25 protein-coding genes are annotated in these 25,388 nt (G+C 65.5%); 12 read left to right on the top strand and 13 right to left on the bottom strand.

All coding sequences use genetic code 11. The annotated features are described in order from the left end of the window. Positions 1-7 precede the first annotated feature (7 nt). A complete protein-coding gene (locus EA472_RS10225; protein ID WP_124191419.1) occupies positions 8-1,105 on the top strand; it encodes a M20 family metallopeptidase in 1,098 nt (365 codons plus the stop codon). 450 nt (positions 1,106-1,555) lie between these two features. Here the strand turns inward: EA472_RS10225 and purB are convergent, their stop codons facing one another. Then, a complete protein-coding gene (purB, locus tag EA472_RS10230; protein WP_124191420.1) occupies positions 1,556-2,941 on the bottom strand; it encodes an adenylosuccinate lyase in 1,386 nt (461 codons plus the stop codon). A gap of 176 nt (positions 2,942-3,117) precedes the next feature. On the opposite strand from purB, the gene purH reads away from it, so the two are divergent. Beyond that, complete coding sequence (purH, locus tag EA472_RS10235; RefSeq protein ID WP_124191421.1) at positions 3,118-4,758, top strand: bifunctional phosphoribosylaminoimidazolecarboxamide formyltransferase/IMP cyclohydrolase; 1,641 nt, start codon at positions 3,118-3,120, stop codon at positions 4,756-4,758. 362 nt (positions 4,759-5,120) lie between these two features. On the opposite strand, the gene EA472_RS10240 is transcribed toward purH, so the two are convergent. Next, positions 5,121-5,897 (bottom strand): ABC transporter, encoded by a 777-nt coding sequence (locus EA472_RS10240; protein WP_124191422.1) that lies wholly within the window; start codon positions 5,895-5,897, stop codon positions 5,121-5,123. Further along, positions 5,890-6,906, bottom strand: a complete 1,017-nt coding sequence (locus EA472_RS10245) for an ABC transporter ATP-binding protein (RefSeq protein WP_124191423.1) — start codon at positions 6,904-6,906, stop codon at positions 5,890-5,892. Before EA472_RS10245 ends, EA472_RS10240 begins: the two co-directional genes overlap by 8 nt. Positions 6,907-7,301: 395 nt before the next feature. Between EA472_RS10245 and EA472_RS10250 the strand changes: the two genes are divergently transcribed. Then, on the top strand, positions 7,302-8,927 hold the full coding sequence (locus EA472_RS10250; protein ID WP_124191424.1) for a hydroxysqualene dehydroxylase: 1,626 nt from the start codon (positions 7,302-7,304) through the stop codon (positions 8,925-8,927). Positions 8,928-9,268: 341 nt separating this feature from the next. Here the strand turns inward: EA472_RS10250 and EA472_RS10255 are convergent, their stop codons facing one another. After that, positions 9,269-10,141: a universal stress protein gene (locus EA472_RS10255; RefSeq protein ID WP_124191425.1), complete on the bottom strand. Its 873-nt coding sequence runs from the start codon at positions 10,139-10,141 to the stop codon at positions 9,269-9,271. A gap of 112 nt (positions 10,142-10,253) precedes the next feature. Here EA472_RS10255 and EA472_RS10260 point away from each other — a divergent pair, with 112 nt between their 5' ends. Then, the gene (locus EA472_RS10260) at positions 10,254-11,030 is read left to right on the top strand and encodes an SIMPL domain-containing protein (RefSeq protein WP_124191426.1); all 777 of its coding nucleotides are present in this window, start codon (positions 10,254-10,256) and stop codon (positions 11,028-11,030) included. A 75-nt stretch (positions 11,031-11,105) separates the two neighbouring features. On the opposite strand, the gene EA472_RS10265 is transcribed toward EA472_RS10260, so the two are convergent. The 3 genes from EA472_RS10265 to carA all read right to left on the bottom strand — a co-directional run bounded on the left by EA472_RS10265 (position 11,106) and on the right by carA (position 13,304). After that, on the bottom strand, positions 11,106-11,762 hold the full coding sequence (locus tag EA472_RS10265; RefSeq protein WP_124191427.1) for a DUF7504 family protein: 657 nt from the start codon (positions 11,760-11,762) through the stop codon (positions 11,106-11,108). Beyond that, positions 11,759-12,007, bottom strand: coding sequence for a GAF domain-containing protein (locus tag EA472_RS10270; protein ID WP_124191428.1), 249 nt, complete (start codon positions 12,005-12,007; stop codon positions 11,759-11,761). Before EA472_RS10270 ends, EA472_RS10265 begins: the two co-directional genes overlap by 4 nt. 220 nt (positions 12,008-12,227) lie before the next feature. Next, positions 12,228-13,304 (bottom strand): glutamine-hydrolyzing carbamoyl-phosphate synthase small subunit, encoded by a 1,077-nt coding sequence (carA, locus tag EA472_RS10275; RefSeq protein ID WP_124191429.1) that lies wholly within the window; start codon positions 13,302-13,304, stop codon positions 12,228-12,230. Positions 13,305-13,406: 102 nt separating this feature from the next. Between carA and EA472_RS10280 the strand changes: the two genes are divergently transcribed. Continuing rightward, a complete protein-coding gene (locus EA472_RS10280) occupies positions 13,407-13,820 on the top strand; it encodes an Lrp/AsnC family transcriptional regulator (RefSeq protein WP_124191430.1) in 414 nt (137 codons plus the stop codon). Positions 13,821-14,167: 347 nt separating this feature from the next. On the opposite strand, the gene EA472_RS10285 is transcribed toward EA472_RS10280, so the two are convergent. Next, a complete protein-coding gene (locus tag EA472_RS10285; protein WP_124191431.1) occupies positions 14,168-14,878 on the bottom strand; it encodes a PHP domain-containing protein in 711 nt (236 codons plus the stop codon). Between the two features lie 54 nt (positions 14,879-14,932). Here EA472_RS10285 and EA472_RS10290 point away from each other — a divergent pair, with 54 nt between their 5' ends. The 3 genes from EA472_RS10290 (at position 14,933) to EA472_RS10300 (ending at position 17,293) form a co-directional block, all read left to right on the top strand. Continuing rightward, the gene (locus EA472_RS10290; RefSeq protein ID WP_124191432.1) at positions 14,933-15,883 is read left to right on the top strand and encodes a diacylglycerol/lipid kinase family protein; all 951 of its coding nucleotides are present in this window, start codon (positions 14,933-14,935) and stop codon (positions 15,881-15,883) included. 232 nt (positions 15,884-16,115) lie between these two features. After that, positions 16,116-16,676 (top strand): NUDIX hydrolase, encoded by a 561-nt coding sequence (locus EA472_RS10295; protein ID WP_124191433.1) that lies wholly within the window; start codon positions 16,116-16,118, stop codon positions 16,674-16,676. Between the two features lie 299 nt (positions 16,677-16,975). Then, a complete protein-coding gene (locus EA472_RS10300) occupies positions 16,976-17,293 on the top strand; it encodes a DUF7853 family protein (protein WP_124191434.1) in 318 nt (105 codons plus the stop codon). Positions 17,294-17,306: 13 nt separating this feature from the next. Here EA472_RS10300 and EA472_RS10305 read toward each other — a convergent pair whose 3' ends face one another. Further along, positions 17,307-17,624: a hypothetical protein gene (locus EA472_RS10305; RefSeq protein ID WP_124191435.1), complete on the bottom strand. Its 318-nt coding sequence runs from the start codon at positions 17,622-17,624 to the stop codon at positions 17,307-17,309. 171 nt (positions 17,625-17,795) lie between these two features. Beyond that, positions 17,796-18,836: a zinc-binding dehydrogenase gene (locus tag EA472_RS10310; RefSeq protein ID WP_124191436.1), complete on the bottom strand. Its 1,041-nt coding sequence runs from the start codon at positions 18,834-18,836 to the stop codon at positions 17,796-17,798. 86 nt (positions 18,837-18,922) lie between these two features. Here EA472_RS10310 and EA472_RS10315 point away from each other — a divergent pair, with 86 nt between their 5' ends. After that, the gene (locus EA472_RS10315; protein ID WP_124191437.1) at positions 18,923-19,519 is read left to right on the top strand and encodes a MogA/MoaB family molybdenum cofactor biosynthesis protein; all 597 of its coding nucleotides are present in this window, start codon (positions 18,923-18,925) and stop codon (positions 19,517-19,519) included. Next, entirely contained in the window at positions 19,516-20,238 is a 723-nt protein-coding gene (locus EA472_RS10320; RefSeq protein ID WP_124191438.1) for a 5-formyltetrahydrofolate cyclo-ligase, read from the top strand. The genes EA472_RS10315 and EA472_RS10320 overlap by 4 nt, the downstream gene beginning before the upstream one ends. 635 nt (positions 20,239-20,873) lie before the next feature. Here the strand turns inward: EA472_RS10320 and EA472_RS10325 are convergent. From EA472_RS10325 to pyrG, 3 genes are read right to left on the bottom strand one after another with little or no spacing between them, the layout of a single operon-like run. Continuing rightward, the gene (locus tag EA472_RS10325; RefSeq protein WP_124191439.1) at positions 20,874-21,200 is read right to left on the bottom strand and encodes a DUF7126 family protein; all 327 of its coding nucleotides are present in this window, start codon (positions 21,198-21,200) and stop codon (positions 20,874-20,876) included. Beyond that, positions 21,197-22,114: a glutamine-hydrolyzing GMP synthase gene (gene guaA, locus EA472_RS10330; RefSeq protein WP_124191440.1), complete on the bottom strand. Its 918-nt coding sequence runs from the start codon at positions 22,112-22,114 to the stop codon at positions 21,197-21,199. Before guaA ends, EA472_RS10325 begins: the two co-directional genes overlap by 4 nt. Continuing rightward, positions 22,114-23,802: a glutamine hydrolyzing CTP synthase gene (gene pyrG / locus EA472_RS10335; protein WP_124191441.1), complete on the bottom strand. Its 1,689-nt coding sequence runs from the start codon at positions 23,800-23,802 to the stop codon at positions 22,114-22,116. Before pyrG ends, guaA begins: the two co-directional genes overlap by 1 nt. 214 nt (positions 23,803-24,016) lie before the next feature. Here pyrG and EA472_RS10340 point away from each other — a divergent pair, with 214 nt between their 5' ends. Next, the gene (locus tag EA472_RS10340) at positions 24,017-24,391 is read left to right on the top strand and encodes a cyclophilin-like family protein (RefSeq protein WP_124191442.1); all 375 of its coding nucleotides are present in this window, start codon (positions 24,017-24,019) and stop codon (positions 24,389-24,391) included. A gap of 72 nt (positions 24,392-24,463) precedes the next feature. Then, complete coding sequence (locus EA472_RS10345; RefSeq protein ID WP_124191443.1) at positions 24,464-25,378, top strand: hypothetical protein; 915 nt, start codon at positions 24,464-24,466, stop codon at positions 25,376-25,378. Positions 25,379-25,388 lie beyond the last annotated feature (10 nt).

Genomic DNA, 25,388 nt, shown 5'->3' on the forward strand with positions numbered 1-25,388 from the left:
TGAGCCGATGAGCTTCGATCCCGTCGAGTTCCACGCCGAGGCCGTTCGCACGCCGTCACACGAGGGCGTCGACGAGATGCGCGAGCTGTTGCTCGGGACGCTCCGGAGCGAAGGCGTCGAACCCGAGGTCGACGAGTTCGGAAACGTACTCGCGACCCGCGGGCCCGGGCCGGACGCGGACGGCGGGGGAGGCGGGACGCACGTCGTTCTCAACACCCACGTCGACACCGTCGCACCACACGTTCCCTACGAGCGCGACGGCGACGTCGTCCGCGGCCGGGGGGCCTGCGACGCGAAGGGGCCGCTCGCCGCCTTGCTCGCCGCGTTCTTCGAGGTCGATCCCACGGCGGGCGAACTGACGCTCGCGATCACGCCCGACGAGGAGACGCTGATGACCGGCGCTGCCGGGCTCCAAGACCGACTCGATGCGGACGGCTACGTCGTCGGCGAGCCGACCGGCCTCGACGTCTGTATCGCCGCCCGCGGGCAGTGCGAGGGGACGATCACCGTCGAGGGCGAGAGCGGCCACGCCGCGAGCGTTCCCGCCGAGCGAAACCCCGTCTTCGGCCTCGAGCGCGTCCTCGAGGCACTGCGGCGGTACGACGACGAGGCGGGTCCGGGCGGCGACGCCGTCCTCGGCGAGCCGAAACTGACGGCGACGGGCCTCGAGGCCGGCGGCGCGCCAAACCGCGTCCCCGGTCGCTGTCGGCTCACGTTCGACCGACGGAGCGTCCCCCCGGAGACGGGGGACTCGTTTCGCGCGGACCTCGAGCGCTACCTCGCGGCGCGGGTTCCGGAGCCGCTTTCGGTCTCCGTCGACCTGATCCGTCCCGACACCCCGTTCCCGCGGGCGTTCGTCACCGACGAGGACGCGACGCTGGTCCGCACGCTGCAGGAGGCAAGCGGCGGCGACGTCCGCCCCTTCGGGGCCGCGACCGAAGCCGGCTTCTTCGCAGCCGACGCGCCGACCGTCGTCTTCGGGCCGGGCGTCCTCGCCGACGACGAGGGTGCGGTCGCTCACGCCGAGCGCGAGTACGTCCGGCTGTCGGAACTCGAAGCGGCGGCCGACGCGCTCCGTGAGAGCCTCGAGGGGCTGCTCGAGTAGATTCGCAGCGTCTCACGTGGCCGGCGGTGGTCGACCGACCGTGCTCGGGAACTGCAACGGAAGGGCATTCGACTTCGTGTCACGCCGGCGGGGCCCTCGTCTGGCTTCGATCCCCGACGAGTTTCAGACTGTCGGACAGAAGTCAACGAGATGTCGATCGAGAACGCGTTATCACCTCGATCGAACCCAAGCGGGTGAGCGCGTTCGAGCGGCAATCGTCCGGTTCGAGGCGTTCCTGTCTTTACTTCGATTTCCGAAGTAACTTCTAAAGTCGAATTGAAAACTCGCCGAGGCAACGCAACCGCGTACGGAATCCGGATAGATCGGATCCAATGAGACGGTGACCGGCGCACAGTACGCGCACTGAGAGTAAATCCATACGGACGAACCCGCGCGTTCGATCGGACGGCCGTCGTCGCCGGGTTCACTGGCGACACAGCGCCCCTTCGATCACTCCAGCTCGTCGACCAGGTCGTCCGCGACGCCGGTGTACCCCGTCGGCGTCAGCTCGCGCAGCTCCTCGCGGACCGACTCGTCGACCGCGAGGTCGTCGAATAGTTCCCGGAAGTCCGCGAGCGTGACGTCCTTGCCCCGCGTGAGATCTTTGACCTGCTCGTAGGCGTCTTCTTGACCCTCTCGGCGAAGGATCGTCTGGACGGCCTCGCCGATGATTTCGGGGGTCGACTCGAGGTCTTCGCGCATGACGTTCTCGTTGGGGACGACCTTCTCGAGGCCGGCGGCGGTCTTGTCGTAGCCGATCAGACAGTGGGCGAAGGCGGCTCCGACGTTGCGTTTGACCGTCGAGTCCGAGAGGTCGCGCTGGAGCCTCGAGGTGGTGACGTAGTCGGCGAGGAAGGTGAGATCCGAGTTGGCCTTCGAGAGGTTGCCCTCGCTGTTTTCGAAGTCGATCGGGTTGACCTTATGGGGCATCGTCGACGAACCGGTCTCGCCGGAAACGGCCTCCTGGCCGAGGTATCGATCGGAGACGTAGAGCCAGACGTCCAGATCGAGGTCGAGCAGGACGTCGTTCGCGCCGCGGACGGCGTCGAACAGCGCCGCCAGGTCGTCACAGGGGTTGACCTGCGTCGTCAGCGGCTCGAACTCGAGGCCGAGGTCCGTGACGAACGCCTCGGCGAACGCCGGCCAGTCGACGTCCGGATAGGCCGCGTGGTGGGCGGCGTAGGTGCCCGAGGCACCGCCGAGTTTGCCGCGGAGGTCGTCCGTCGCCTCGCGAATCCGACCGGTGGCGCGACCCAGACGAGCGGCGTAGACGGCCATCTCCTTGCCGAAGGTGGTCGGCGTCGCGGGCTGGCCGTGGGTGCGTGCCAGCATCGGGAGGTCGCGGTGCTCGCGGGCCATCTCCGCGAGCGCGTCCCGCACGTCGTACAGCGAAGGGAGCAGGACCTCGTCGACGGCGTCCCGGACGAGCAGCCGGTGGGCGAGGTTGTTCACGTCCTCGCTCGTGAGTCCGAAGTGGATCCAGGGCGAGGCGTCGCCGTCCTCCGGCAGGCGGTGGCGCACGAAGTACTCGACGGCCTTGACGTCGTGGTTGGTCGCGTCGAACTCGGCGTAGCCCTCCGTCTCGAGGGTCTTGATCAGGCGCGCGTCCTCCTCCGCGAAGTGCTCGTAGAGCCCGCGAATCCGATTTCGGTCCTCGAGGTCGAACTCGAGGGGCGTGGCCTCGAGGTCGGCGAGCGCGATGAGGTACTCGGCTTCGACGCGAACGCGGGCGCGCATGAGCGCGGCCTCGCTCGCGTACGGCGAAAGCGGCGCGGTCCGGCCGCCGTATCGCCCGTCCAGCGGCGAGACGGCGTACAGCGCGTGGGTGTCGGTCATCGTGGGACACTTTCCAGCGCGGTCCAAAAGCGTGTCGAAACCCGTGCCGGAAGGAGCCACGTGCGTGCATATTCGGGCCCGCCGTTCGCGAAATACCGCTCGAGAGATACACGAACGTGAATATCGACGGCCTCGAGACCGCAACCACTTTGCCCCTCGCGGGCGGCGACGTATCCATGACGCGAATCGCCGGGATGGCCGGCAACCGAGGGCGCAACCTGTTGAACATCGCCGACCGAGCGCCGGGCGGTGCCGAACTCGCCGTGGTGCTCGCGACCGACGCGGACGCGCCGGTGCTCGAGGCCGCCGCAGACCGCGACGTCGCGACCGAGGTCGTCCCGCTCGAAGAGGGGATGAGCCGCCGCGAGCACGAGGAGGCGGTGCTCGAGGCGCTGTCGGACCACGAGTTCGACCTCGTCTGTCTCGACGGCTACATGCGCATCCTCTCGGATACCTTCCTCGAGCAGGCCCCGACCACGCTGAACGTCCACCCGTCGCTGTTGCCGTCGTTCCCCGGCATGGACGCCTGGGGCGACGCGCTCGAGGCTGGCGTTTCGGTGACGGGCTGTACGGTCCACGTCGTCACCGACGCGACCGACGACGACGGCGAGGTGATCGAGAGCGAGGTCGACGCCGGTCCGATCGTCACCCAGGAGCCGGTTCCGGTCTACGAGGGCGACGACGCCGACTCGCTAAAAGAGCGGGTCCTCTACGAGGGCGAGTTCCGCGCGTACCCCCGCGCGGTGAAGTGGTTCGCCGAGGGCGCACTCGAGGTGAACGCGGCCGACGGCGAGGTGACGGTCGATTCGGACCTTCCGAGCGTCGGCGACGCCGATCACGGCGGCCTCCCGACCCGCCGCCTCGTCTCGAGCGACCGCCTCGACGCGTTGCGCTACGGCGAGAACCCACACCAGGACGCCGCGGTGTACGCCGATTACACCTGCGACGAAGCCAGCGTCGTCCACGCAGACCAGCTGAACGAGGGTGCGAAGGCCCTCTCGTACAACAACTACAACGACGCCGACGGCGCGTTGAACCTCATCAAGGAGTTCGACGAGCCCGCTGCAGCCGTGATCAAGCACACGAATCCGGCCGGCTGTGCGACGGCGGATTCGCTCGAGACGGCCTACGAGAGGGCCCTGTCGACGGATCCCATGAGCGCCTTCGGCGGCATCGTCGCGCTCAACCGCGAGTGTGACGCCGAGACCGCCGAGTTGATCACGGACTCGTTCAAGGAGGTCGTCGTCGCGCCCGGCTACGACGACGACGCCCTCGGGGTGCTCTGTGAAAAGGAGAACCTGCGCGTGCTCGACGTCGGCGAACTGGGCGAGAGACGGACCGAACGGTTTACCGAGAAACCGCTCGTCGGCGGCCGGCTCGTCCAGGAGCGGGATCTCCAGTCGATATCGGTCGACGACCTCGAGGTCGTCACCGAACGCGAGCCGACCGAGGAGCAACTCGAGTCGATGGTCTTCGCCTGGCAGACGCTGAAACACGTCAAATCGAACGGCATCCTCTTTGCCGACGGCACCGAGACGGTCGGCATCGGGATGGGGCAGGTCTCGCGCGTGGACGCGGTTCGGCTCGCGGCGATGAAAGCCGACGAGCACGCCGAGGGCAAGGACGCCGAGGGCGCGGTGATGGCCTCCGACGCCTTCTTCCCGTTCCCCGACGGCATCGAGGAGGCCGCGAAGGCGGGCATCGAGGCCGTCGTCCAGCCCGGCGGCTCGGTCAACGACGACGACGTGATCGCGGCGGCCGAGGAACACGGGATGGCGATGGCGCTTACGGGCCAGCGGTCGTTCAGACACGATTAGACCCGCGAACGAACGGAGTGAGTGAGGGGCTTTTTGGTCGAGATTTTTCGAGGAGGGGTGAACGACGTGAACCCGACGAGAAAAAGGTCGATGCGCCGATGGCGCTTACGGGCCAGCGGTCGTTCAGACACGACTGATACGGTTTACTGTCCGTCAGTACCGGAGCGACCGTGGGACGGAACCCGGTCGCTCCGGCACACAGTTACGGTAATCCGTCTGACCTCGAGCGAATATCGCGACTCGAGTTGCCGAAACAATAGTTCACCCCCTCTACCTTGTCCGGTACGCGTGATGACCTGACGTGGAAGGAACTGCTCACGTGGGTGATTGGTGATGGTGAGATGTCGAGACGGCACGCTTTCTCAGTAGTGTCCCAGAGTGCCATGATCGCGTGTCCGTTCGACGAGCCGATCGAAAGCTGCGTATCCGATCACAAGGTACACACCGCTGTTGGCGAGCAGTACGATCAGTTCTGCAGCCGGAAACTGCCACAATCTAACCCCTTCGGTCATCGCACTCGTAATCATCCCACTGCCGAAACTGAGCGGTACCACGCCCAGCACGATACCGTCGAGAACACTGGGAAGTGCGATTAGTCCGATAAACACGAACTGCAGTAACTGCTGGACGTTTTCGATCCGTTTGTACAGCAGTGAGAGGCCTGCTATCACGTAACCGAGCCCGATGACGCTGAGCAGGGTCACGACAAGCAACGGGAAAACCGTGATGACATCGACGCTGAGCGATCGTCCAGTCGTCAACAGCATGAGACCGAGCAATACCAGCGAAACTCCCGAACTGAACAGAATATTGAACACCGTTCTGGCCGCAAGCACGCTTCCAAGTCCGAATCGGGACATGTACAGCTGTTCGAGGGTTCCCCACTGCGCCTCCTCCATTACGCTACGGGCGACATCGAAGTACGCCGCACTGGCTGCGATGAACAGAAAGAATCCGACGACAGTAACATCGAGCGTGCTTTCAAAGCCGTCCCCAGCGATTCTCTGGCCGCCGAAAAACACCATCGCGAACATGATGTACATGGCAACCAGTAACATCAGCGTATTGAACCAGTACCGCTTCAGGAGGATCGTCTGCTTCTCAAAGACCGCGGCGAAGAGCCTGCCGTACTCACTCATCGACACTCACCTCTCCCTCGTCGACGACGCGCAAGAACACGTCTTCGAGATCGGGCGTGAGCGTATCGACCTCAACGAGTGTCGGTTGTGCCGGTTCGATCAGATCGAACACCTCGTAGAAACCGTCTTCGTCGATTCCGACGACCTCGAGTTGGTGCCGGTTTCGCGTATCGGTCCCATGACGGACTTCGAACCGGGAGTCCAATACCGTTCGTAACTCCGGTGGTGGTGCAGCGTCGAGGGTGAGCCGGAGCGTCCGCGTACTGAACGATTGTAACAGGCTTTCGACGGTATCGTCGGCGATTATCTCCCCATCGGCCATGATAATGACCCGATCACACAGATCCTGAATAACCTCCATATCGTGACTCGAGACGAGGACAGTGCGTTCGTCGCGTCTGACGAGATCTTTGAGCGACTCGCGGAGTTCGATCGAACTCTCGACATCGAGACCGAGCGTTGGCTCGTCGAGAAAAACGGTTGGGGTGTTTCTGACGAGCGTACACGCGATCGATGCTTTCTGTTTCATGCCGCGTGAGAGGTCGTTAATCGGTTCGTCGGCCTTCTCTTCGAGTCCGACCTGTGCGATCAACCGTTCGATCCGATCGGGATTCGCTGGTTCGTTCCCGATGCGGGAAAAAAACCGAAGGTTCTCTCTTACTGTCAGCCGCCAATAAACGTTACGTGCCCCTTCTAGCATCCCCGAGACGTAATCGTATATTTCGCTGGATGCCGAATCGACGTCCACCCCGTGGATACTCGCAGTCCCGCTCGTCGGGCGCACCAGTCCGAGCAACATCTTGATCGTCGTCGTTTTTCCGGCACCGTTCGGGCCGAGCACCCCGACGACGGTGCCCTCGTCGATGGCAAACGAGACGTCATCGACCGCGACGATTTCGCCCGATTCGGTCGCAAACGATTTCGTCAACCCACGCGTTTGAATGACAGTCTCGGAAGCGGTTTGCGTCTGTCCGTTGTCACTGTGTGTCACGGCCGATTCAGTCTCCATAATTCCACCATTTATGCCTCACCATTTATTACTTCTGTGCTTATTTTTGGTTCAGTAGTAGGTGAACTAGTCAGCTGGCACCAAAGAGAGAGCAAAGTCGGAGAAGAACGTCAGCTTCGAGACCGAAACGGCACAACAGACACAATTGGATGTTATTTTCTAGACGGAACAGCGACAGAAATCCCACAGAACTGATCTAACCGGAAGAAACACACCCGCTTGCCCAACGTACGTTGTCAATCGGGCGAGAGAGCACGCAGGGATGTTTGACGAGACGTACTCGGCCTACACTCGACTCGCCGCACTCACGAAATCGATTTTGAAGTCGAGATACCTGATTGAAACCAGCTCGTTAGGGGTGGCCGTTAATCCGCTGGCTACCGTAGAACGCGGTAATGACCACGGTTCTCGTGATCGGCGGGGGAATCGGCGGCCTCACGGTCGCCCACGAACTCGCCGAGGACGGCGTCGACGTCACCGTCCTCGAGGCCACCGACCGTTTCGGCGGGAAGGCGCGCTCGATGCCGATCGACGACGGCCCAGCCCCGCTCCACGGCGAGCACGGCTTTCGGTTCTTCCCCGCGTTTTACCGCCACGTGGTGGAGACGATGGCGCGCATTCCCGACGGAAGCGGTACCGTCGCGGACAACCTCGTCGAGACCGAGGCGACGCTGCTCGCGAGCACCACCGGTCCGGATCGGATCGCGGAGACGCGGACGCCCGACTCCGTTCGGGGCTGGCTCGAGGCGCTCCGGCCGGCGTTTTCCGACGAGTTGCCGGCCCGCGACGTGCAGTTTCTGCTCGAGCGGCTGGCGTACCTGCTGACGTCCTGCGAGCGCCGGCGGGAGGAGGAACTCGACGACGTCACCTGGTGGGAGTTCGCCGACGCCGAGAACCGCTCGCGGGCGTTTCGGAACCGTCTCGCGTCGACGACTCAGTCGCTCGTCGCGCTCAGGCCCCAGGCCGCCAGCGCCCGCACGATGGGGACGATCTACCTCCAGTTGCTGTTCGGCCAGCTCGATCCGACGCGGCCGACCGAGCGGGTGTTGAACGCGCCGACGAACGAGGCCTGGATCGACCCCTGGCTTCGCCACCTCGAGGCCCTCGGCGTCGACCTCCGTCCGAACACCGCCGCCCGCTCGCTCTCGTTCGATGGCCGCCGAATCGACGGCGTCGACCTCGCGGACGGAGCGACGCTTTCGGCCGACGAGTACGTCCTCGCCGTTCCGGTCGACGTCGCACCGACGTTCGTCACCCCCGATCTGGCCCGCGCCGCCCCCGAACTCGGCCGGATCGAGCGACTCGAGACGGCCTGGATGAACGGCATTCAGTTTTACCTCTCCGTCGACCTCGAGTTGAGCCCCGGCCACCAGGTGTACACCGACTCGCCGTGGGCGCTGACGTCGATCTCCCAGCGCCAGTTCTGGACCGGCTACGATATCGACGAGCGGGGGCCGGACGACGTCGCCGGCGTCCTCTCGGTGATCGCCTCCGACTGGACCACGCCCGGGATCGTGTACGACAAACCGGCCCGAGAGTGCACCCGCGAGGAGATCGCCACGGAGATCTGGGCGCAGCTCCGGGCGCACCTCCGCGGCGCGGAACCGCGGCTCACCGACGACGCGCTCGTCGACTGGTTTCTCGATCCCGCGATCGTCGAGACCGACGACGGCGTCGAGAACCGATCGCCGCTTTTGATCAACACCGCCGGCTCGCTTCGCAACCGGCCGCCGGCCGACGTCGGCGTCGAGAACCTCACGCTTGCGGCCGACTACGTCCGCACGAACTCGGACCTCGCGTCGATGGAGTCCGCCAACGAAGCCGGCCGCCGCGCGGCGAACGCGATCCGACGACGCCACCGTATCCGTCCGAGCGCCAGGATCTGGAATCTCGAGGAGCCGGTCGTCTTCGAGCCGTTCAAGCGCGAGGACGGACTCCGTTACCGTCTCGGACTGCCCCACCCCGCGGAAGTGACCCAGTCGCTGCGCTCGATCACGGCTCGACTCGGCGGACGCCGATGAGGAGGGAGGGACCGACGCCGACGCGTGGCGGGATCGCCCGGACGAGTCGGCTCCTCGCTCTTTCCTCGAGCCGGCCGACCGACAGTTCGTCTCGTCTCGTACGACGCTGAAAGCGGCCGTCTCGAGCCAGGGCCGATGCTTCCGTTCGTGGAACCGTTCTGTCGAGCGGACGACGAACTTCACGACGTCGAACTCGGAAGTCGATACCAACTGACTTCGGATAATCCACACCCCCAAATCGATACCCACCGTACCGTCGACCGGTGATCCGTTCCGGATAGGAACCCGAATCGCCGGTGTGAACCACGCGGTGCCTTCGCGTCGCCGTTTTTTTGGACGGTCTACCGAACGAGCGATTCGATACGATCGCGGCTTCGTCGCCAGAGCGTCCTCGAGACGGGTTCGGTTCGCTTTACCATGACGACCCCGCCATCTGCCTCGCGGGCGATCGCCTCCGGAACGTCGCCGACGAGCGTTCGTCGAAAGAGGCCGCTCTCTGCGGCACCCAGAACCGTGGCGTCGTGACGTTCGGTCCGATCGACGATCGTGTCCACGATCGGCCCCTCGAGGACGGTCTCCTCGACGGAATCGACGGCTCCGAGTCGCGGAGACGTTCCCGTGAGCAGGTCTCGAGCGCCGGCCACCGTCTCCTCGTCTCGATCGGGAACGACCGTGAGGAGTTCGACGCTCGCGTCGTGAGCGCGCGCGATCGATCCGGCGATCGACGCGGCGAGTTCGGTGTGGGGGCCGCCGGCGACCGGAACCAGTACCGACGACACCGACCCCCGATCGCGGTCGATCCGTTCGACCAGCACGTCACACGGCGCGTCGTCGAGGACGGCGTCGATGTGGCTCCCGAGGACGACGTCCCGCCGCCGCGGACGACCGCGCCAGCCGAGCAGAATTGCCTCGACGTTCGCGTCCGCCGCGACGCTGCAGACGCCGTTTGCGACGCTCCGACCGAACCGGATCCGACCGGTCGCTTCCACCCCGTAACCGCGAATCCGATCGACCGCGTCGTAAACGAGGTCTTCGTCCGCCTCCGTCTCGAGCAACCGACTCGCCTGCGCGAGCGACAGTTGCATCGGCACCGTGATCACGGTGAGCACGACGATCTCGAGGTCGCGATCGTGGGCGAGGTCGACAGCGGTGTCGAGCAGCCGGTCGGCGGTCTCCGGGTTCGCGATCGGAACGAGGAGGCGATCGCCTGTCATCGACGTCGACTATCACGTCGCCCAATATAAGTTCGGGGCCGGCCGTCGAATCGGTGAAAGAGTCGTTTTAGCTTGGCCAACGGGTATGACGTCGTCGGTCGAACGTCGGTGTATGGATCGACGACAGTTCCTCGCCGCATCGACCGCCGGTCTCGTCGCGACGACGGCCGGCTGTATGGACACCGTTCTCGGAACCGACTCGAACCCGGATCCCGACGGTCGAATCACCGGTGCGGCGTCCGACGGCTCGACGGAGCGAACGATCGAGGTACGCGCAAACGGACAGGTCGAGACCGAACCCGACGAGGCGAGACTCAGAGTCGGCGTCGAAGCGACCGGCGACAGCCCCGACGAGGTCGAAACGGAACTCGCGGAACGAGCCGAGGACATCCGGAACGCACTCGACGAACTCGGGGTTCCGGACGACGACGTCGAATCCGGTCGGTACAGCATCCGGCCCGAACGAAACGGCAGTCGATACGAGGGCACGCACACCTTCCAGATCCGCCTGGAGGACGTCGACCGCGTCGGGGAGGTCGTCGACGCGGTCACCGAAGCCGGTGCCGACGACGTCGGTCGGATCAGCTTCGGATTGAGCGACGAAAAACGGGCCGAGTTCCGAAACGAAGCGCTCGACCACGCCCTCGAGAACGCCGACGAGGAAGCGAGACACATCGCGGACAACCGCGGCGTCTCGATCACCGGTACGAAATCGGTGTCGACGAGAAACGTCGACGTCGTGCCGGTCCGGGCGGAGACGAGCGACGTCGCCGCGGAAGCGGACGTGGACGTAGCGGACGACGCGGGACCGAGCACCGAGATCGACTCCGGACTCGTCACCGTGACCGCGTCCGTCGAGGTCGTCTACGGTTTCGAGGACACCGGGTGAGTTCGAACGCCGGACGTCCCGGTCGTTCGACGAGTCGGGAGAACCCGACCGAAGCGGCGGTCGACGCCGGCTCGATCAAAACGAGATCGTCGTCATTTCGTCGTCCGCCGACGGCCCCGCAAGCGAGAGCGTCGCCCGATCGGGTTCGGTTTCTTCGACGTCGATCCGCGCGCTGAACGACGTCTCCATCCCCGCGACCATACTGCGGACGTCGGTCTCGAGTTCCGCACTCGTATCGAGCGCACGGACGCCGATCCCGTCGTCGCGACGGAGCTGCGTCAGGAAGTTCGTGTTGAGAAATCGGTAGACCGAACGGGTGTCGTCCACCTCGCGACAGATCGACGAACAGAGGAAGATGCCGGCGCGGAACCGACGGGCCGACTGCTGGCTCGAGGCGAGGAGGCTCGAAAACTCCATTCCCAGACCCGTCAGGTCGCCGATGTCGTCGACGACCGTGATCTCGTCGCCGCCTTCGGGTCCCTCACAGGTGAGCACCCAGGAACGGTTTCCGGACTCCGATTTCTCACGCTCGAGCGACCGTTGAACGGTGCGTCCGTCGACATCCGTCGAGAGGACGATGCTGCGCCTTTCCGAATCCGCCGCCACCAACCGGGCGAACACCGTTCTGGGCGCCGTGGTGTCGTCTCCCGTCAACAGGATCGACGTGCCGTTTTCGACGTTCTCGATCGGTAGCGATTCGACGGCGAACCCCTCCGAGTCGGAGAGACTCATCTCCCCACCTCGGCAGTGGCGTTCTCGAGGACGGTCTGGTGAAGCTCGAGAATCTCCATCGCCGTCTCCGCGTACTGTTGGAGCAGTCGCCGTTCCTCGGCCGTGTACGTCCTCGGTTCGTGATCCAGTACGCAGACCTGGCCGATCACCTGCCCGTTCGGTGCGGTCATGTTCGCCCCCGCGTAGGAGACGATCGCCAGATTTTCTAGCTGTTCGTTCTCGCTGAACCGCTTGTCGTCCGCGATGTCCTCATTCGTCCCAGACGAGCGCCGCGTCTCTTACATACGATTTTCCCAATCACCAGATCGAATCTGATCGGTGTATGACTGGTCCGTTCACCGCAGCGACGTCGATCGGTGGTGAGAGCCGAACGCGAAAGAACGAACTGCGGCGGGAAACCGATCGTGAGAAGCGATGACGTTGGAACGGGACGAATCTGTCGAACCCGGATCGGGACGGTACCGACTAGTCGTCGGCCGGAACCGCGGTGGTTTTCTGTGCGGGAACCATCGCGAGGACGTCGTCGAAGAAGTCGAGGGTGTCCTCCGGACCCGGGTTGGCTTCGGGGTGGTACTGGCGCGTGATGACGTCGTACTCGAGGCCGTCGAGACCCTCCGGCGTATCGTCGTTGACGTTGATCTGAGTGACTTCGAGGTGGTCTCCCGGATCGTCGACGGTGTAGCCGTGATTCTGCGTCGTCATCACGACCCGGCCGGACTCGAGGTCGAGGACCGGCTGGTTGACCCCGCGGTGGCCGAAGGCCATCTTCTCGGTCGTGCCGCCGAGGGCCTCCGCGACGATCTGCTGGCCGAGACAGATACCCGCGACGGGGGTGTCCTCGACGAACGCCCGGACGAGCGAGATCGCTTCTTCGTAGTTGGCGGGGTCGCCGGGGCCGTTCGAGATGAACAGGACGTCCGGGTCGATCGCGTCGACGTCGGCTTCGCTCGCGTCGTACGGCAGGACGTGGACGGTCGCGTCGCGAGCCAGCAGCGAGTCGACGATCGATCCCTTCGCTCCGCAGTCGACGAGCGCGACGTCGGGGCCGGCGTTATCCGCACCGTGAACGACCGGCTCCTCGACGCTGACCTGCGCGCCGATGTCGGTGTGCTCGCTCATCGTCTTGCACTGTTCGAGTTGCTCGAGCGCGTCCTCCTCGGTGACGTCCTCGCCGACGGCGATACCGCACTTCATCGCGCCGCCGTCGCGGATGTCGGTGACGATCTCCCGGGTGTCGAGGTGATCGACGGCGGGAACCCCCTCGCTCTCGAGCCACGCGACGACTTCGTCGGTGAACTCCTTTGCAAGCGCCGCGCGGGGGTGGACGCGGTCGTCTTCGAACCGTTCTTCCCGGACGCCGTAGTTTCCGATCAACGGGTACGAGAACGTCAGCACCTGCTCCTCGTAAGAGGGGTCGGTCAGACTCTCCTCGTAGCCGGTGTAGGCCGTCGTGAAAACCAGTTCGCCACGAGCCGTCCCCGGTGAACGACCACGCCCCTCGATCACGTGGCCGCCCTCCAGTGCAACGTAGGCCGCTGTCATTACGATCTACGTATTGGTCACACCCTCATAAGTGTTGTCTTCGAAGCTGAGTTACGAAATTCGTAATCGGTAAGTGGACCGTCCGCGTACCCTCCGATCTCCATGGACGACCTGGACCGACAGATCCTCGATATCCTCCGGCGAGACGCCAGAACGCCCTACACCGAGATCGCAGACGAGGTCGGAACGAGCGAGGGTACCGTCCGCAACCGCGTCGAGCGGATGATGGACGACGAGATCATCGAACGGTTTACGATCTCGACGCGCACCGGGAACGTCAAGGCGATGGTCGAGATCGGCGTCGCCGTCGACGTCGACACGAAAGCGGTCTCCGAGCGAATGGCCGGCTGGGAGGAGGTCGACTTCGTCTGGATGGTCTCCGGCGAACAGGACATCGTCCTCGTCGTCGACGCCACGGACACCCGCGGCGTGAACGACCTCATCACGCAGGCTCGAGACCAGGAGGAGGTCGTCAGCACGAAGACGCGGCTGATCCTCGACGAAGAGCTCGGGTAAACGGAACAGCGGTCCCGACGCGACCGGACAATCGGCGTCGAGCACCCCGGACCTCGAGGATCGGACGGTCGGCCATCGGGCGTTCCCGGAGTCGATTCGATCGTTCTGGCGCGTGCTGGTTCGCGCCGAGTGACGAACGAGGTTCGAGTCGACGCTCTATCTCGCGGTGATCGACCCCGATCGCTTCGATCCCGCAGTTGGCCTCGTGGGAGTCGGCGCGCTGTCGTGGGGCGCAATCGTCGTCTCGAGTTTCGACCTCCTCTAGCGGGACGCCCCGAGGGGGTGATAGAACGGACGGGACAGTCGATACACCGGACCGTCAGCCCCCTCACGAGGAGCTAGACGGCTCACGACTCCTCGCCAGGGGGCGAGCCGACGCCGGGCGACGGCCGCTCGAGGGCGTCGATCACTCGCTTTCGGCGGTGGATCGTCCGGTAGCCGCGGCGAAGCAGTCGATCGACACCGGAACTGGCGACCCGCGCGCCCACCCTGCCGTCGCGGATCGCCTCGACGACCGCCGTGGGGGTGAGTCGGTCGGCGTCGACGACCGTGTACGCCCGGCCCACCTCGAACGGGTAGTGGGCGTCGCTGCCGCCGACGAGCGGAAGACCGCGGCTCTCCGCGAGCTCCTCGACGAGCGGCCTCGAGCGGGGGTGTTTGCCGTTGATCTCGATCGCGTCGAACGGCACGTCCTCGAGTTCTCTCACCGTGCTGTTGCGAAACGGGTGTGCGACGATCGCCGCACAGTCGCGGTCGTGGGCGAGCCCGACCGCCTCGTCGGGGGTGAGCGCGCCGGGTTTCGTGGCGGCGGGCGGGTCGGGTCCGACGACGAGGACGTGACCGCGATCGGTCGTGATCTCGATCCCCGGAAGCGTTTCGATCGGCCCCGGCGGCTCGAGGGGGGTGTAGTAATCGTGGTTGGTCGTCGCCACGCCGTCGAGGCCCCGCCGGTCGGCCGCCGCCGCGAGCAACCGAACGCCGAGGGGGTCGAATCGGTCTCCGAGTTCGTCGCGTCCGTGGAAGAAGCGCGTGTGCGCGTGGAGGTCGACGTTGTACACGGGAGTGCATACGCCGGGACGGTGCTTTTGCGCTGGGCCGGCGTATCCAGCGGTATGGGATCGGCCGGAGTGAACGACCCCCGTTCGGACGCCGATCGCGTTCTGATCCTCAATCCCGTCAGCGGCGACGGCACGCGCGTCGACGACGTCGTCGAACTGGCGGGCGATCACGATTTCGAAATTCGTCGAACCCGCCGGGTCGGGGACGCGACGCGACTTGCTCGAGAGGCGGCGTCCGACGCGGACCTCGTGGCCGCCGCCGGCGGCGACGGAACGGTGAACGAGGTCGTCAACGGCGTCGTCGCGGCGGAGGCCCTCGAATCGACGACCGTCGCCGTCGTCCCGACGGGGACGGGAAACAACTTCGCCGCGAACGTCGGCGTCGACGGCGTCGAGATCGCCTTCGAGGTGATCGAACGCGGTCGACGCCGAACGATCGACCTCGGAATCGCCGACGACCGGGCGTTCGTCAACTCCTGCGTCGGCGGCGTCACCGCCGAAGCCAGCAGCGAGACGTCCTCGGAGAGCAAACGCGAACTGGGCGTTCTCGCCTACGTGAAAACCACGTTCGAGACGTTCCGATCGTTCGAGTCGCTTCCGCTGGCGGTCGAGACGGTCGCGGAACCCGACGGGGTCCGCGAACGGACCTGGGAGGGCGACGCGCTGTTCGTCCTCGTCGGCAACTGCCGGCGGTTCACCGGATCGCGAACCGCTCAGGGCAACGTCGAGGACGGACTGCTCGAGGTGACGATCGTCGAAGACGCTCCGGCGACGGATCTCCTCGGCGACGCGGCCCTGGAGCGGTTGCTCGGTCGCGACAGCACCCACATCGTTCGCCGCCGGACCCCGTCGCTCACGATCGAGAGCCGCCGGAACGCCGTCGAGTACAGTCTCGACGGCGAGATACTCGAGACCGAACGGCTCACGCTCGAGATCGACCCTCGCGCGCTCGAGATTGCGGTGGGAGATCGGTATCGTCCAGAACCCGACGACGGGACGCGGTGATCGACCCCGAGTCAGCGTCACGCGCTCCCGGACGAGTCGCGTCGCTGATCGATCGTGCTCTCGCTTTCTCGTGAACGTATCGCCGGTCGAGAACGAACGCGATACACGGGATCGTCCTCGCCGCGCTCGCCGGGCGTCGTCGGTAGCGTCGGCCGTCCGCTCGAGGACGGCGACGGGGTCGACGCCGCGGAAAGACGATACTGGTTTCAAGAGCCGTTACGATTGTGGACGTATGACCTCATCGACCGAAGAGCCGGAGCACGAAAACGCGTCACAGGACGTGATCGCGGTCGACGAAGACGACGCCGAGCTCGAACTCGTCAACCGACTCGAGGCGCACACGGGAGACGGGATCCGCCACCGCGCGTTCACGTCGCTCGTGTTCGACCAGGACGACAACATCCTGCTGGCCCAGCGAGCCCCCGAAAAACGACTCTGGGGGAGCTACTGGGACGGCACCGTCGCTTCACATCCCGTCGAGGGCCAGAGCCAGGAGGACGCCACGCGACGGCGACTCGAGGAGGAACTCGGCATTACGCCCGACCAGTACGACGACTTGCGGCTCACCGATCGGTTCGAGTACAAACGCTACTTCGAGAACGAAGGGGTCGAACACGAGGTGTGTGCAGTCCTGAAGGTGACGCTGTCGGACCGCAGCCTCGAGCCGAACGAAGAGGAGGTCGCGGGACTGCTGTGGGTGCCGTACGAACGGCTGCACTCGAACCCGGAGTGGTACCGACAGCTCCGTCTCTGCCCCTGGTTCGAGATCGCGATGCGCCGCGACGTTCGGTGAGTGGCTTCTCCCGGCCGCCGTACTCCGTCTCGCCGAACGTCTGCCATCCCGTTTGACGGAATCGTCCCGCGGTCGCGTCGAGTCCCCGATCGAACGTTCGAGTCGATCGGAACGCTGGCGCGGCCGCGGGTCCGTCGCGTCGACGATTCAGCCGATCTGCCGTACCGAGTTTCCGGTGTTCCCGACTGTCGCGTCGTACGCTCTGCTATCGATTGACAAATGGTATCATGCAACAAGGCTTATTACGTCTCTCTCCGTAACGTTCCGTGCGGACCGACAGAACCGGTCCATGTGACGAAATGAGCTCCCCACCACCGGAAACCGAGACGCACGAAGTGACGCTCTCCAGAGAAGAGCAATGGGTCGTCCACCACGTGCTGGCCACCCTCGTCGACGACGCACTCGACGACGACGAGACGCCGCCAGCGTGGATACTCGAGGTGTTCGAGACGATCGAATCCGAGGACGAACCGGAGACGTTCACCAGCCGACAGGTTCGGCGGCTCTCCGAGGAGTTGTGCGAGTATCTCGAGGAGGAGGAGACGCCACAGCGAGATTACGTCCACGGATCGGCCGTCCTCGAGACCCTCGAGGACGAACTCGGTTCCCCGGCGTAGGGAACGGACGTTTTTAGGGCCGGGTGGTCGCCCAGACCGCCGTCAGCGCCAGTAACACCGCCGGAGCCAGCGGCAGGATCAACAGCGCGAACAGGTAGCCGACGTCCGGCGGCCAGAGGATGATCGACACCGGCGCGACGATGAACGCGAGCACGATCACGCCGACGAGCACCCAGCCTCGCCAGTCGAACTCCCGGTCGGCGCGTGCGGGATGGGTCGGCTCCTCGACCCACTCGCCGTCGTCCGACGTCTCCCCGTCGTCGCGCCGTCGACCGTCGTCGTCGAACGCCGATGGATCGTGAACGTAGCCGCCGTCGTCGCTCGAGGTCACGCGTGGTCGTAGCGTCCGGGCGATCAAAGCAGTCACGGTTCGTTCCGCAGTTCGTTTCGCGTTCGATCGGGCGTCGGTCGCTCGACCCGGCGGTTCGTCCGAACACTCGGCACGCCGCGATCGTCCGCGCACATCGAGGAGTCGCGCCGAATCAGCGGTCCGTTCGATCGCTCAGTACTCGCTGTCGGGACGGACGACGACCTTTCCGAATCCGTCTCGTCCCTCCACGATTTCGTGGGCGCGCGCCGTCTCGCTCATCGGCAGCACCTCCCGAGTCGCCGGTTCGAAGGTGCCGTCCCAGACGAGTTCCATCACGTCGTCGACCTGCCCGGGAGTCCCCATCGTCGAACCGATGATGTTGAGCTGATTCCAGAATATTCGCGGAATGTCCGTCTTCGGGTTGCCACCGGCGGTCCCTCCGCAGGTGACCAGCCGTCCGTTCTTCGCCAGGCTCTTGATCGAGTCCCGCCAAGTCCCCGCTCCGACGTAGTCGACGACGACGTCGACGCCCCGCTTCCCCGTCTTCTCGCGGACCCACTCCGCGAAGTCGCGTTGCTCGTAGTTGACCGCGTGATCCGCGCCGTACTCGCGGGCGTGTTCGAGTTTCTCCTCCGTGCTCCCGGTCGCGTACACCTCCGCACCTGCATAGTCGGCGATCTGTACCGCGGCGTGGCCGACGCCGCCGCTGGCTCCGAGCACCAGCACCGACTCGCCCGCCTCGAGGTCGGCGCGGTCGATCAACATCCGCCAGGCAGTCTGAAAGACGAGCGTGGACGATCCGGCGGTGATCCAGTCGACCCGTTCGGGTACCGGGATCAGGTTGTCCTCGGGGACGGCGGCGTACTCCGAGTGGACGCCGGTCACGTGCTCGCCGATGAGATGAAAGTTGACGCAGAGGGTGGGATCGCCGTGTCGACAGAACTCGCAGTCGCCACAGTTCACCCCCGCCGTGAGCGCGACCCGGTCGCCTGGTTCGAACCTGGAGACGTCCGGTCCGACGTCTTCGACGATCCCGGCGGCGTCGCTGCCCGGCACGTGGGGCATCTCGAGCGAGAGCGTCGGCAATCCACGACGGACCCAGACGTCGAGGTGGTTGAGGGCGCCGGCTTTGACGTCGACGAGCACCTCGTCGCGGCCGACCTCGGGGTCGGGGTACTCGCCGTACTCGATGACGTCGGTTCCGCCGTGTTCGGTTATCTTGACTGCCTGCATACGCGAACCAGACGACGACGCCGTCCAAAAAGGTGGGCGCTGTTGCGTGCGTAGCGTTATTCAAACCGGCGCTCGAACGCCTCTCCATGAACGAGACGGAGTCGGATCCGAAATCGAGCGCGACGGACCCGGACGCCGCGTCGTCGCCGCTTGGCGCGGGCGTCGTCACCATCGCTTCCACGCGGACGCTCGAGTCCGATGCGGCAGGGGAGGCGATCGGTACGGCGATCGAGCGAGCGGGTCACGACCTCGCGACGAGAGAACACGTCGGACCCGACCACGATCGGGTGCAGGCCATCGTCCTGCGGATCATCGAGCGCAAGGACGTCGACGTCGTCGTCACCGCCGGAGCGGCGGGGGTCGAGCCGAGTGACGTCGCCATCGAGGCGATCGAGCCGCTGCTCGAGAAGGAACTGTCCTCGTTTCGCGAGCTCTTCACCACCCTCGCCTACCAGGAGGTCGGCACGCGGGTCGTCGCCGCACGGACGCTGGCGGGGGTCGCCCAGGGAACGCTCGTCTTCTGTCTCCCCGGTAACGTCGACGCCGCGAGGTTGGGAATCGAGGAGATCATCGTCCCCGAAGCCGCACATCTCGTCGAACTGGTGCGCACGGACGGCACAGCTAGCGACGGTGACGAAACTGATTCAGCCGCCGAGACGGTATCGACGGACGACGATCGATGAGCCCCACCGGTACCACCGACAAGGAATCGATCCGACAGCGGATCTGGGACGACCTCGAGGAGAGCGGCCTCGCCCGGTTTCCGTTTCCGCCACACGGGCGAATTCCGAACTACGAGAACGCCGCCGCGGCGGCCGATCGGCTGGCCGACGAACCCGAGTGGACCGAAGCCGCAGCGATCAAAGCGAACCCCGACGCGCCACAGCTCCCGGTCCGGCGGCGCGCCCTGCGTGAGGGAAAGACCGTCTACATGGCCGTACCCCGCCTTCGGGACGAGCGATGTTTTCTGGAACTCGACCCGGCCGACCTCGAGAGTTACGACGAGGCGACGACCGTCTCCGGTTCGTCGAAACACGGACGCCCGGTCCTTCCCGACGAGGTCGAACGGATCGACCTGATCGTCACCGGGAGCGTCGCCGTCACCGACGGCGGCGGACGGATCGGCAAGGGCGAGGGCTACAGCGATCTCGAATACGCTATTCTGCGCGAACTCGATCTCGTCGACGCCGAGACGCCCGTCGCCACGACCGTTCACGAGCGACAGGTGATCGACGACGCCGCGGCACTCGACGACCACGACGTCCCGATGGACCTGATCGTCACGCCCGAACGGGTTCGTCGACCCGACGCACGCGAGCCCCCGACCGGAATCGACTGGGGCCGCCTCGAGGCCGAGCGACTCGATGAGATTCCGGTGCTCGAGCGGCTCCGGGAGGCTTAACGAGGACCGGTTTGCACGGGAGCGTCGCGTTCTCGCACGTTCGTTTACGTCGAACCGGAAGCGAGCGGACGCGTTGCGGTCGGTACTTCGCGACGTGTCTGACGCCTATACGCGCGTCTGACGCCTAGAGGACGCGTTTGACGCTCGGCGGGACCGACGGACGCACGTACCCGTGGTGCGTGCTCGAGAGCGGAAAGAAGTACCCCGGGAACGCGAACAGCGCGTTCCGGGTGCCAGAACCGCAGGGTGCGACGCGGGCCGGTGCAGCGGAACCCGCGTCGAAACGGTATGGCAATGGTGGGGGAAGGGTGCTGTGGTGGGATTGCTGGAAGTCACGGGAATAGGCGTGGGTGCCTCAGGTGGGGTCTGCCCGTCGACCTCCAACGATAGCTACCGGTGGGAACTACTTGAACGGGGTTGACGGTATACCGTTCTTACGCCGAATTCCCTCGGATTTAACCCGGATTTAATCACCCGTTATCGGCCCCGAGACCGTTCATATCTCCAGAACTCTGAAAAGTTGCTCCGCTGTCAATACCGGCGGACACGACGGCCGAGCGGTGAGCGTACTGAGTCGGTTCCGTACAACGCCGACCCGCCGCGGTTGCATCGGAAAATCGCGACAGCGACTCGTCTCAGTCGACCAGTTCCTCGGCGACCAACGAGGCGTCGACCAGCTGCGGGTCGACGGCGAGATCGAGCTGTCCGCGCACGAACTCCGGAATCGTATCGCGCGCGTAGACGACCGTCCGTAGCTCGTCGGTCAGATCGCGGACGATCGGAATCGTCGTCGCCTGGCCGACGTCCGTCAGGACGTACAACCCGGCGTCGACGATTCCCGCCTCCTCGAGCTGGGGGCGCGTGACGACGCCCTCGAGACGAACGACGTCGGCTCCTTCGGCCTCGAGGGCCGTCGTGATGTCGTCGTCGTCGGGACCGACGACGATTGCGCGTCCGGTCATTCGTACTCGATCGTCGCCGGAGGCTTGTGTGTCACGTCGTAGACGACGCGCGCGACGTTTTCGTTGGTTCCGGTGATCCGCGACTGGATCCGCTGGAGCGTCTCCCAGTCGATCTCCTGTGCGCGTGCGGTCATCCCGTCTCGCGAGTCGACCGAGCGGACGGAAACGACCCAGCCGTGGACGCGGTTGTCACCTTTGACGCCGGTCGCCTTGCCGATCACCGCGGCGAGGGCCTGCCAGGGCTCGTACTCCTCGAGTTCGTCTTCGACGACGTGACAGGCCTCGCGAGCCACCTCGAGTTTTTCCTCGGTCACCTCGCCGATGACGCGGACGGCGAGTCCGGGACCGGGGAAGGGCATTCGCTCGGCGACGACCTCCTCGAGGCCGAGGTGGCGAGCCACCTCCCGGACCTCGTCCTTGTAGAGGTCGCGGACGGGTTCGACGATGCCGTCGAAGTCGACCACGTCGGGGAGGCCGCCGACGTTGTGGTGGGACTTGATCCCGCCTTCGCTCTCGATGCGGTCGGGGTAGATGGTTCCCTGGACGAGGTAGTCCGCGCCGGCCTCGGTCGCCTCGCGTTCGAACTCGCGGATGAACTGCTCGCCGATCACGGCGCGTTTCTCCTCCGGGTCCGTGACGCCCGAGAGCGCCTCGAGGAACCGATCCGTGGCGTCGACGACCCGTAGCGACTCCATGTAGTCGAACGTCTCCTCGATCTGTGCGGTCTCGCCTTTCCGCATGAGGCCGGTGTCGACGTACACCGGCGTGAGGCGGTCGCCGATGGCCTCGTAGGCGAGTGCGGCGGCGACCGAGGAGTCGACGCCGCCCGAGAGGGCGATGACGGCGTTCGCGTCGCCGATTTCGGTTTCGATCTCTTCGACTGCGCTGGGGACGAACGTGTCGGTGTCTACCATCAGTACGTAACCTCCGTTTCCGCGTCAGCTTCCTGCGTCTCTGCGTCGTCGGTCCCGCCGTCGGTTCCGGCTTCCTCCAGGACGGCCTCGACCAGTCCGAGAAACGGCGGACTCGGCTGGCCCGGCCGGGACGTGTACTCCGGGTGGAACTGCGTTCCGAGGAAGTAGGGGTGGCCCTCGAGCTCGAGGATCTCCATCCGGTTGCCCGCCGTCCCGGAGAACGTCAGCGGCTCGTCCTCGAAGTGTTCGAAGTACTCGGGGTTGACCTCGTATCGGTGCCGGTGGCGCTCCGAACAGGACGTGTCGCCGTACAGTTCGTACGCGAGCGTCTCGGGTTCGATGACGGTCGTGTGCCCGCCGAGTCTCATGGTTCCGCCCATCTCTTCGACCTCGTATTGCTCCGGCAGGATGTCGATGACCGGGTGGGGCGTCTCCTCGTCCATCTCCGCCGAGTGTGCGCCCTCGAGACCCAGAACGTTTCGGGCGTACTCGACGACGGCCATCTGGAAACCGAGACAGAGTCCGAGGAAGGGAACGTCGTTCTCGCGGGCGTACTGGACCGCCCGGATCTTGCCCTCCGAGCCGCGCATCCCGAAGCCGCCGGGGACGATGATTCCGTCGACGTCCTCGAGCTGGTCGTCGTAGCCGTCGGCCATCCCGTCGGCGTGGATCCAGCGGACGTTCACGTCGATGCCGAGTTCGAAGCCGGCGTGTTTCAGCGACTCGTGGATCGACATGTAGGCGTCCTCTAAGTCGTACTTGCCGACCAGCGCGACGTCGACCGCGCCGTCTTTCTCGGTGGTGACGATCTCGCGCCAGTCGTTCGCCCGTTCGCCCTCCGGAAGCGCCTCCTCGGCCAGGCCGAACCGCTCCAGGACGTACTGGTCGAGCCCCTCGTCTTCGACCATCAGCGGGACGTGGTAGACGTCCTCGACGTCGGGGTTCGAGAACACCGCTTCGGTCGGAATGTCACAGAACAGCGCGATCTTCTCTTTCGTTTCCGGCTCTAAGCGATCCTCGCAGCGGCCGACGATCACGTCCGGCTGGAGGCCGATCGAGCGGACCTCCTTGACCGAGTGCTGGGTCGGCTTCGTCTTCTGCTCGCCGTTTTTCGAGTACGGAACCAGCGTCACGTGGACGAAGAGGATGTCCTCCTCGTCTTCCTCGTGGGCGAACTGTCGTAACGCCTCGAGGTAGGGCATTCCCTCGATGTCGCCGACCGTGCCGCCGACTTCGACGATGCAGACGTCGGTGCCGTCGGCCGCCTCCCGGATGCGCCGTTTGATGTCGTCCGTGACGTGCGGGATGATCTGGACCGTCTTGCCCAGGTAGTCGCCGGCGCGCTCTTTCTCGATGACGTGCTGGTACGTCTTGCCGGTGGTGACGTTGTGATCCGAGGTCATGTCGACGTCGAGGAACCGCTCGTAGTTCCCCAGGTCGAGGTCGACCTCGCCCCCGTCCTCCAGGACGTACACCTCCCCGTGCTGGTAGGGATTCATCGTCCCCGCGTCGACGTTCAGGTAGGGATCGATCTTGACCGCGGTGACGTCGAATCCGGCGTTTTTCAGGAGACGGCCGGTGCTCGCGGCCGTGATCCCCTTGCCGAGTCCCGACATCACCCCGCCGGTGACGAAGATGAACTTGTTCCCCAGTTCGGGGTCATAATGAGTGTCCGATTCCGTCGGCATACCGAGTGTGCGCGTGAGCAGTTGAAAACGATTTCGGGACCGGTTCGTCTCCGCCAACAGTTGGCACTCCCCGGGGGACTCGAGAGTCGTCGATTCCAGTCGCTCGACGCGACCGAGACGAACCGAAAACGTCCCCTCGCCGAGCAGGTGTCCCCGAATCGAAGGCGGACCGGGCTCCCAATCGTTGAAGTGGTGGCTCTCCGTTCGATCGCGTATGAGCGACCTTCGCGTCACCGTCGACGGGATCGAACTCGAGGCGTCCTGGACCGACGACGCGCCGGAGACGCGAGCCGCGCTGGCGGACGCGCTCCCGGTCGTCGGCGACGCCGTCCGCTGGGGCGACGAACTCTACTTCGACGTTCCCCTCGAGGTCTCGAGCGAGAACGCGCGCGAAGTCGTTCCCGAGGGGGCGATCGCCTACTGGCCGGCGGGCGGCAAGCTGTGTCTGTTCTGGGGGGAGACGCCCGCGAGCGTCGACGGCGAACCCCGCGCCGCCGCGCCCGTGAACGTCGTCGCGTGCGTGACGGAGATCGAGCCGCTCGAGGCCGTCGACGGCGGTGCGCGCGTGAGCCTCGAGCGCGACCATTGAGATCCCGATCGGCCGTCGTCCTCGACGCGTCGGGAGCGTACTTTTTTGCGACCGACCGCCGTACTGACTGGTATGTCCCTCCACCGGCGAGCGATCGTCGACGCCGAACCGCCGGACATCGGGTTCCAGGCCGCCTTCGGCTTCTACCTGGGACTTATCGCGGCCGGCCTCGTCGCGGTCGTGGGCCTGCTCGCGGACGTGACGACGGCGTCGCTGCTCGCTACCCTCCCGACGACGGTAACCGGCGTGATGATCGTCGGTCACGTCCTCGCAAAGCGGTTTCACGGGCTCCCCGAACTGATCGGCCGTCGGCTGCGGTGGCGACTCGCCTGCTACCTGCCTGCCGTTGGACTCGTGGCGGTCGCGCTCGCCCCCGGCGCGACGCCGCTCGCGTACACCGCCCGCTACCTCGCGATAACCGTCGCGATGGCGCTGCTCGTCGGCGTCACCGCGTTCGGGCTCGAGCGGCTGTGTCGCGCGCGCTTCGTCGAGGCGATCACGACGGACGAGCCGGTCGTGACGTGGAGCTACCGGCCGGCGGGACTGCTCTCTCGAAACGGTCTCTGGATGGTGCTGACGGTGTTCGTCGTGATGGCCGGTGTGATGAGCGTCGTCGGCGGAACCCTCTTCGGCCTCCTCTGGCTCGCCTACGGCGTCATCGTGGTCGCCTGGACGTGGTCCGGGACCGACGACGACTCGCGAGGAAAGAGCTACTACGGCAAGCGCTACTCGCTCGAGATGGCCCCCGAGCCGGACGAGTGGGGAGAACTTCGCGCACACGAGTACGGCGTCCGCCTCGATCTGGGTCGCTCGCGGAGGTTCGTTCCCTGGGAGCGAATCGAGGGGATCGAACTGACCGACGACGAACTCGTCCTGAAACGTCGGTTCCGGAACCTGCGGTGCGACCGCGACGCCATCGACGATCCCGAGGCCGAGGCGGTGCTCGAGGCGCTCGAGACGGCTCGCGACGCCGCTTCGCGTCGCTGATCGCCTCGAA

Source organism: Natrarchaeobius oligotrophus (assembly GCF_003841465.1).
GTDB lineage: Archaea > Halobacteriota > Halobacteria > Halobacteriales > Natrialbaceae > Natrarchaeobius > Natrarchaeobius oligotrophus.